The organism is uncultured Methylobacterium sp., from assembly GCF_964251405.1.
In the GTDB taxonomy this organism is placed as follows: Bacteria; Pseudomonadota; Alphaproteobacteria; order Rhizobiales; family Beijerinckiaceae; genus Methylobacterium.
In genome coordinates this window covers 1-5,837 of record NZ_CAXUJR010000077.1, presented here as the reverse complement: position 1 = coordinate 5,837, position 5,837 = coordinate 1, and the positions used below count along the sequence as shown (strand labels likewise).

Below are 5,837 nucleotides of genomic sequence, written 5' to 3'. Positions count from 1 at the left end.
CTCAATCCGGCACCGTCATCCCGGCGATCCCAGACGCCGCCTTCGGAAACCGTGGGTCCATCGCCTCGATGGTCTCGGCGATGGTACGGGCGACGACGAGGTTGCGGAACCACTTGCGGTTGGCCGGGACCACGTGCCAGGGCGCGTGCGGCGTCGAGCAGCGGCCGAGGGCCTCGGTGAAGGCCTCCTGGTAGACGTCCCAGGCCTGGCGCTCGACGAGGTCGGCGGGATCGAACTTCCAGTGCTTCTTGGGCTCCGCGATGCGGGCCTCCAGTCGCTCCTTCTGCTCGGCCTTCGAGATGTGCAGGAAGAACTTCAGGATCGTGGTGCCTTCTTCCGTCAGCATCCGCTCGAAGTCGTTGATGAGGCCGTAGCGCGGGCGCCAGACCGCCTCGGGTACGAGGTTCTTCACCCGCACCGCGAGCACGTCCTCGTAATGGCTGCGGTTGAACACCCCGACGATGCCGCGGGCGGGGGTGCGGGCGTGGTAGCGCCACAGGAAGTCGTGGTCGCGCTCGGCCTGGCTCGGCACCTTGAAGGAGGTGACCTCGCAGCCCTGCGGGTTCACGCCCTCGAACACCGCCCGGATGGTGCCGTCCTTGCCGCCGGTATCGATCGCCTGGAACACCACGAGCAGGCTGCGGCTGCGCTCGGCGTAGAGCCGCTCCTGCAGGGTCCGGATACGGTCGCGCTGCGCCGCCAGGGCGAGCTTGGCGGCCCCCTTGTCGAGGCCGCCATCGGCGTCAGGATCGATCGCCGAGAGGTCGAAGGGCGCCCCGGGCACCACGGTGACGAGACCGGCTCCCGAGTCCTGCGACGCCATTGCCTTCCGTTTCATGTGGGCCTGTGCCCTTTGGCGCTTGCCGTGAGTCTTCGACATGACAGTGTCAGCTCGCTTTCGTGCAATGCGCTCGCCGCAGGGCGACGGTGAGGACCAGGTCCGCAGATCGGGCAGGGGTGCCGGGAAGGGATGAGGGTTGTGACGACCGAACGTTCCGGCCACCATTCTGCGCCGTGCGGCGCATGACCCTACGCCGCACGGGACCGACGATCTACTTCGTGCGGCATGGGCAGACCGACTGGAACGCGCAGGGCCGACTCCAGGGGCAGCGCGACGTCCCCCTCAACGCCGAGGGCCTGCGCCAGGCCGGCGAGGCCGCAGACCGCTTGCGCGCGGTGGCGGGCGACGGCCTGGACGAGGCGGACTTCGTGGCGAGCCCGCTCGCCCGCACCCGGCGGACCATGGAGGCGCTGCGGACCCGCCTCGACCTCGACCACCAGGCCTACCGCCTCGACGAGCGGCTGAAGGAGATCAGCTTCGGAGACTGGGAGGGCTCGACCTGGTCGGAGATCCGGCGGCGCGACCGGGGCAGGGCCCTGGCGCGCGACCGCGACCGCTGGGAATACCGTCCGCCTGGGGAGGGGGCCGAGAGCTACGCCATGCTCGTCGACCGCGTCGCCCCGGCGCTCGCCGCCCTCGACCGGACCACCGTGATGGTGGCTCATGGCGGCATCGCCCGCGCGGTGCTGGTCGGTCTCGGCTACGTGAGCCCGGCACAGGCGCCGCGAATGGGCATCCGCCAGGGCGGCGTCCTCGTCCTCGACGGCACCGGTTGGCGCTGGACCTGATTCCCGCCGCACGAGTCCGGTTCAAGCGCGTCGCGCAAACGTGCTAGATGCCCTGGGACTGGACGGTGGCGTCGAGCTTCGCGGGCGTGCCGTCGAAGGGCCGAGACGGTGGCCGACGTCGTGGGAGAACGAATCCGGATCTCCGGAGTTCGTCGAGCGGAGCAGCGGATGAGCAGTCTCGCCGAGAAGACCCGGCCGCCGGCGGTCGCGCGCAGGGAGGCTGCCATCCTGCGCGGCCCGTCTCGCCCCGACCTGATCCGCGACGAGGTGCTGGCCGAGATCTTCCTCGCCAGCGCCGGGGCGCGTCCCGATCATCCCGCCCTCGTCGACGGCGCCCGGCGTGCCGCGGACGGAACCTGCCCGGCGGCGAGTTACGCCGACGTGGCGCGGCGCGCTCGCGCCATCGCCCGTGCGCTCGCCCATCGTGGGATCGGCCCCGGCGACGTAGTCGGCCTGTGGATGGCGCGCGGCCCGGACCTCCTGATCGCCCAGCTCGGCATCACCTTCTCCGGCGCCGCCTGGCTGCCCTTCGACGCCGAGGCTCCGGCCGATCGCGTCGCGGTCTGCCTCACTGACGCCGGGGCCAAGGCCCTGCTGGTCTCCGACGATCTCGCCGCTCAGGCGCCCGGCGCCGCCCCGGCCCTGACGGTGGAGGCCTTGCTCGCCGCGACCCCCGCCGACGCCCCCGACGCCGATCCGCGCGCGGCCGGCCTCACGCCCGCCCACCCGGCCTACCTGATCTACACCTCGGGCTCGACCGGCCTGCCCAAGGGCATCGTCATCAGTCACGCCAACATCTGCCATTTCCTGCGGTCGGGAAACGCCGTCTACGGCGTGCGCGCGGACGACGTGGTGTTCCAGGGCGCCTCGGTGGCCTTCGACCTCTCGATGGAGGAGATCTGGGTCCCCTACCTCGTGGGAGCGACCCTGTTCGTGGCGAGCCCCGCCATGATGGGCGACGTCGAGGCCCTGCCGGGGATCCTGGCGGAGGCCGGCGTCACGGTCCTCGACACGGTGCCGACGCTGCTGGCGATGCTGTCGCGGGATCTGCCCACGGTCCGCCTCATCCTGCTTGGCGGCGAGGCCCTGCCGGAGCCCCTGGTCGCCCGCTGGGCCACGGCATCGCGACAACTGTTCAACACCTATGGGCCGACCGAGGCGACGGTGGTGGCGACGGCGGCCGAGATGCGGCCGGGCGAGTCCGTCACCATCGGCGGCCCGATCCCGAACTACTCGGTCTACGTGGTCGGCGAGGGGCTGGAACTGCTCGGCCCGGGACAGCCCGGCGAGCTGCTGATCGGCGGCCCCGGCGTGGCGGAGGGCTATCTGCAGCGACCCGAGCTGACGGCGGAGAAGTTCATCGCCAACCCGTTCGCGTCCGACGACGGCGACCCGATCCTCTACCGTTCCGGGGACGCGGTGTCCCTCGACGCGGCGGGGAGGATCGTCTTCCACGGGCGCATCGACGACCAGGTCAAGATCCGCGGCTTCCGGGTCGAGCTCGGCGAGATCGAGTCGCGCATCGGGGTGCTGCCGGGCATCGCCCAGGCAGCGGTGGTGCTGCGCTCCGACGACGGCGTCGACCGGCTCGTGGCCTTCCTGGTGCCCGAGCGCGGCGCGGCGCTCGACACGGCGCTCTTACGCCGAACGCTCGGCGACCAGATGCCGCCCTACATGGTGCCCAGTCATTTCGAGAGCGTGGAGGTGCTGCCCCGCCTCACCTCCGGCAAGGTCGACCGCAAGGCGCTGCGAGCGGCGACGCTGACGATCGCCGACACCTCGGGCGAGCAGGAGCCGCCCGGCAACGAGACCGAGGCCGCTTTGCTCGCGGCGGCGAACCAGGTCTTCGGCAACCAGGCGATCCCGTTCGAGGCGGATTTCTTCACCGATCTCGGCGGCCATTCGCTGCTCGCCGCCCGCTTCGTCGGGGCCGTGCGCGAGGCGCCGGCCCTCGCGGCGATCACCCTGCAGGACGTCTATGCCAAGCGCACCCTGCGGGCGATCGCCGAGGCCCTGATCGAGCGTACCGGCGGCGCCGGCACCGAGATGGCCGTGCGCGATCTCTCCTTCGCGCCGCCTCCGCTCCTGCGTCGCGCCCTGTGCGGGCTGGCGCAGGCGGCGGCCCTGCCCTTCGTCATCGCGCTCGCCACCGCGCAATGGCTCGGCATCTTCGTCACCTACCTGCTTCTCACCGGCGGCGGGCTCGGTTTCTTTGGCGAACTCGCCGTGATGCTGATGGTCTATGTCGGCATCAACGCGGTCACGGCCGGCGTCGCCGTTGCCGCCAAGTGGCTGATCCTAGGGCGGACGAGGCCCGGGCGCTACCCGCTCTGGGGCGTGTACTATTACCGTTGGTGGCTGACCCAGCGCCTCGTGCCGCTGGTCCATATCAAGTGGCTGCAGGGCTCGCCGGCCATCGTGCTGTTCCTGCGCCTCCTCGGCGCCAGGGTCGGCCGGGACGCCCTGATCTCCGACATCGAGGTCGGGGCGCCGGACCTCCTCACCATCGGCGCCGGGGCCTCGCTCGGCGGGCGCCTCGTCATCGCCAATGCCGAGGTGGTGGGCAACGAGCTCGTCATCGGCCCCGTCGTCATCGGCGCGGATGTGGCGATCGGCACCTCCTGCGTGATCGGCCCCGATGCGGTGATCGGCGATCACGCCGAGATCGGGGATCTCACCACCGTGCCCACCGGCACGATCGTCGGCGCGGCCGAGGTCTGGGACGGCTCGCCGGGCGTCAAGGTCGGCATGGCCGATCCCGCCGCCCTCCCCGAGGCGGCCCCGGCCTCCGCCCGGCGGCGGGCGGGCCTCACCCTCGCCTACGCGTTCCTGCTCGCCGCGATCCCGGCGGTGGGATTGCTGCCGATCTTCCCGGCCTTCTACATCTTCGACCAGCTCAGCGATTCGCTCGGCCAGCTCACGGACATCGACTACCACTGGTACCTGCCGCTGCTGACCTGGCCCACCGCCATGCTGATGACGGCGGGCACCGTGATGCTCATCGCGGGCATCCGCTGGCTGGTGCTGCCGCGGGTCAGTTCGGGCACCTACTCGATCCATAGCGGCTTTTATCTCCGCAAATGGGCGGTGGCGCTCGCCGCCGAGGTGACCCTGGAGACGCTCTCCTCGCTCTTCGCCACGGTCTACATGCGGGCCTGGTACCGGCTGATGGGCGCCCGGATGGGGCAGGGCGCCGAGATCTCCACCAACCTCGCCGGCCGCTACGACCTCGCCGACATCGGCGCGCGCAACTTCATCGCCGACGAGGTGGTGTTCGGCGAGGAGGAGATCCGCCGCGGCTGGATGCACATGCACGAGGTCCGCACCGGCGCGCGCGTCTTCGTCGGCAACGACGCGGTGGTGCCGCCGGGCGCCGTGATCCCCGACGACGTGCTCATCGGCATCAAGTCGAAGCCCCCCGCCAACGCCATGATGGGACCGGGCGACACCTGGTTCGGCTCGCCGCCGATCAAGCTGCCCTCGCGCCAGAAGGTCGACCTCGGCTCGGCGGCCCGGACCTACGAGCCCGGCATCGGCCCCAAGCTGCGGCGCGGCATGTTCGAGGCGTTCTCGACCTCGTTCTCGCCGATGCTGTTCATCACCCTCGCGATCACGGCGATCGACGTCTATTTCTACCCGGCGATCCTGGCCGAGGACTGGATCGGGCTCGGCCTCAGCTTCGTCCTCGTCAGCGTCGCCATCGCTTTCATCCAGTCCTTCACGGTGATCGCGGTGAAATGGCTGCTGATGGGCGTCTACAAGCCCGGCATGCAGCCGATGTGGTCGTGGTGGGCCATGCGCACCGAGGCCGTGGCGGTGCTCTACTGGGGGCTCGCCGGCAAGGTGCTGCTCGAGCATCTGTGCGGCACGCCGTTCCTGCCCTGGATGCTGCGCCTTCTCGGCGTCAAGGTCGGCAAGGGCGTCTGCATGCTCACCACCGACATCACCGAGTTCGACTGCGTCACCATCGGCGACTACGCCACCATCAACCGGACCTCGGCGCTGCAGACCCATCTGTACGAGGACCGCATCATGAAGGTCGGCCGGGTCGTGGTGGGCAAAGGCGTCTCGGTCGGCGCCTTCTCGACGGTGCTCTACGACACCAAGGTCGGCGACTACGCCCGGCTGCGCCCGCTCACCATCGTCATGAAGGGCGAGTCGATCCCCGCGCATTCGGAATGGGAGGGCGCGCCGGCGGTGCCGGTGGT

The 5,837-nt window shown here is 70.7% G+C and carries 3 protein-coding genes; 2 read left to right on the top strand and 1 reads right to left on the bottom strand.

Annotation, left to right across the window (positions count from 1 at the left end; all coding sequences use genetic code 11):
• Position 1 precedes the first annotated feature (1 nt).
• Positions 2-823: a polyphosphate kinase 2 family protein gene (locus tag ACFE7U_RS13550; protein WP_375410250.1), complete on the bottom strand. Its 822-nt coding sequence runs from the start codon at positions 821-823 to the stop codon at positions 2-4.
• 200 nt (positions 824-1,023) lie between these two features.
• Here ACFE7U_RS13550 and ACFE7U_RS13545 point away from each other — a divergent pair, with 200 nt between their 5' ends.
• Together ACFE7U_RS13545 and ACFE7U_RS13540 are read left to right on the top strand one after the other, a co-directional pair.
• A complete protein-coding gene (locus ACFE7U_RS13545) occupies positions 1,024-1,629 on the top strand; it encodes a histidine phosphatase family protein (RefSeq protein ID WP_375410249.1) in 606 nt (201 codons plus the stop codon).
• Positions 1,630-1,797: 168 nt separating this feature from the next.
• Positions 1,798-5,837 (top strand): Pls/PosA family non-ribosomal peptide synthetase (locus ACFE7U_RS13540; RefSeq protein ID WP_375410248.1); only part of this gene is annotated, 4,040 nt, incomplete at its 3' end.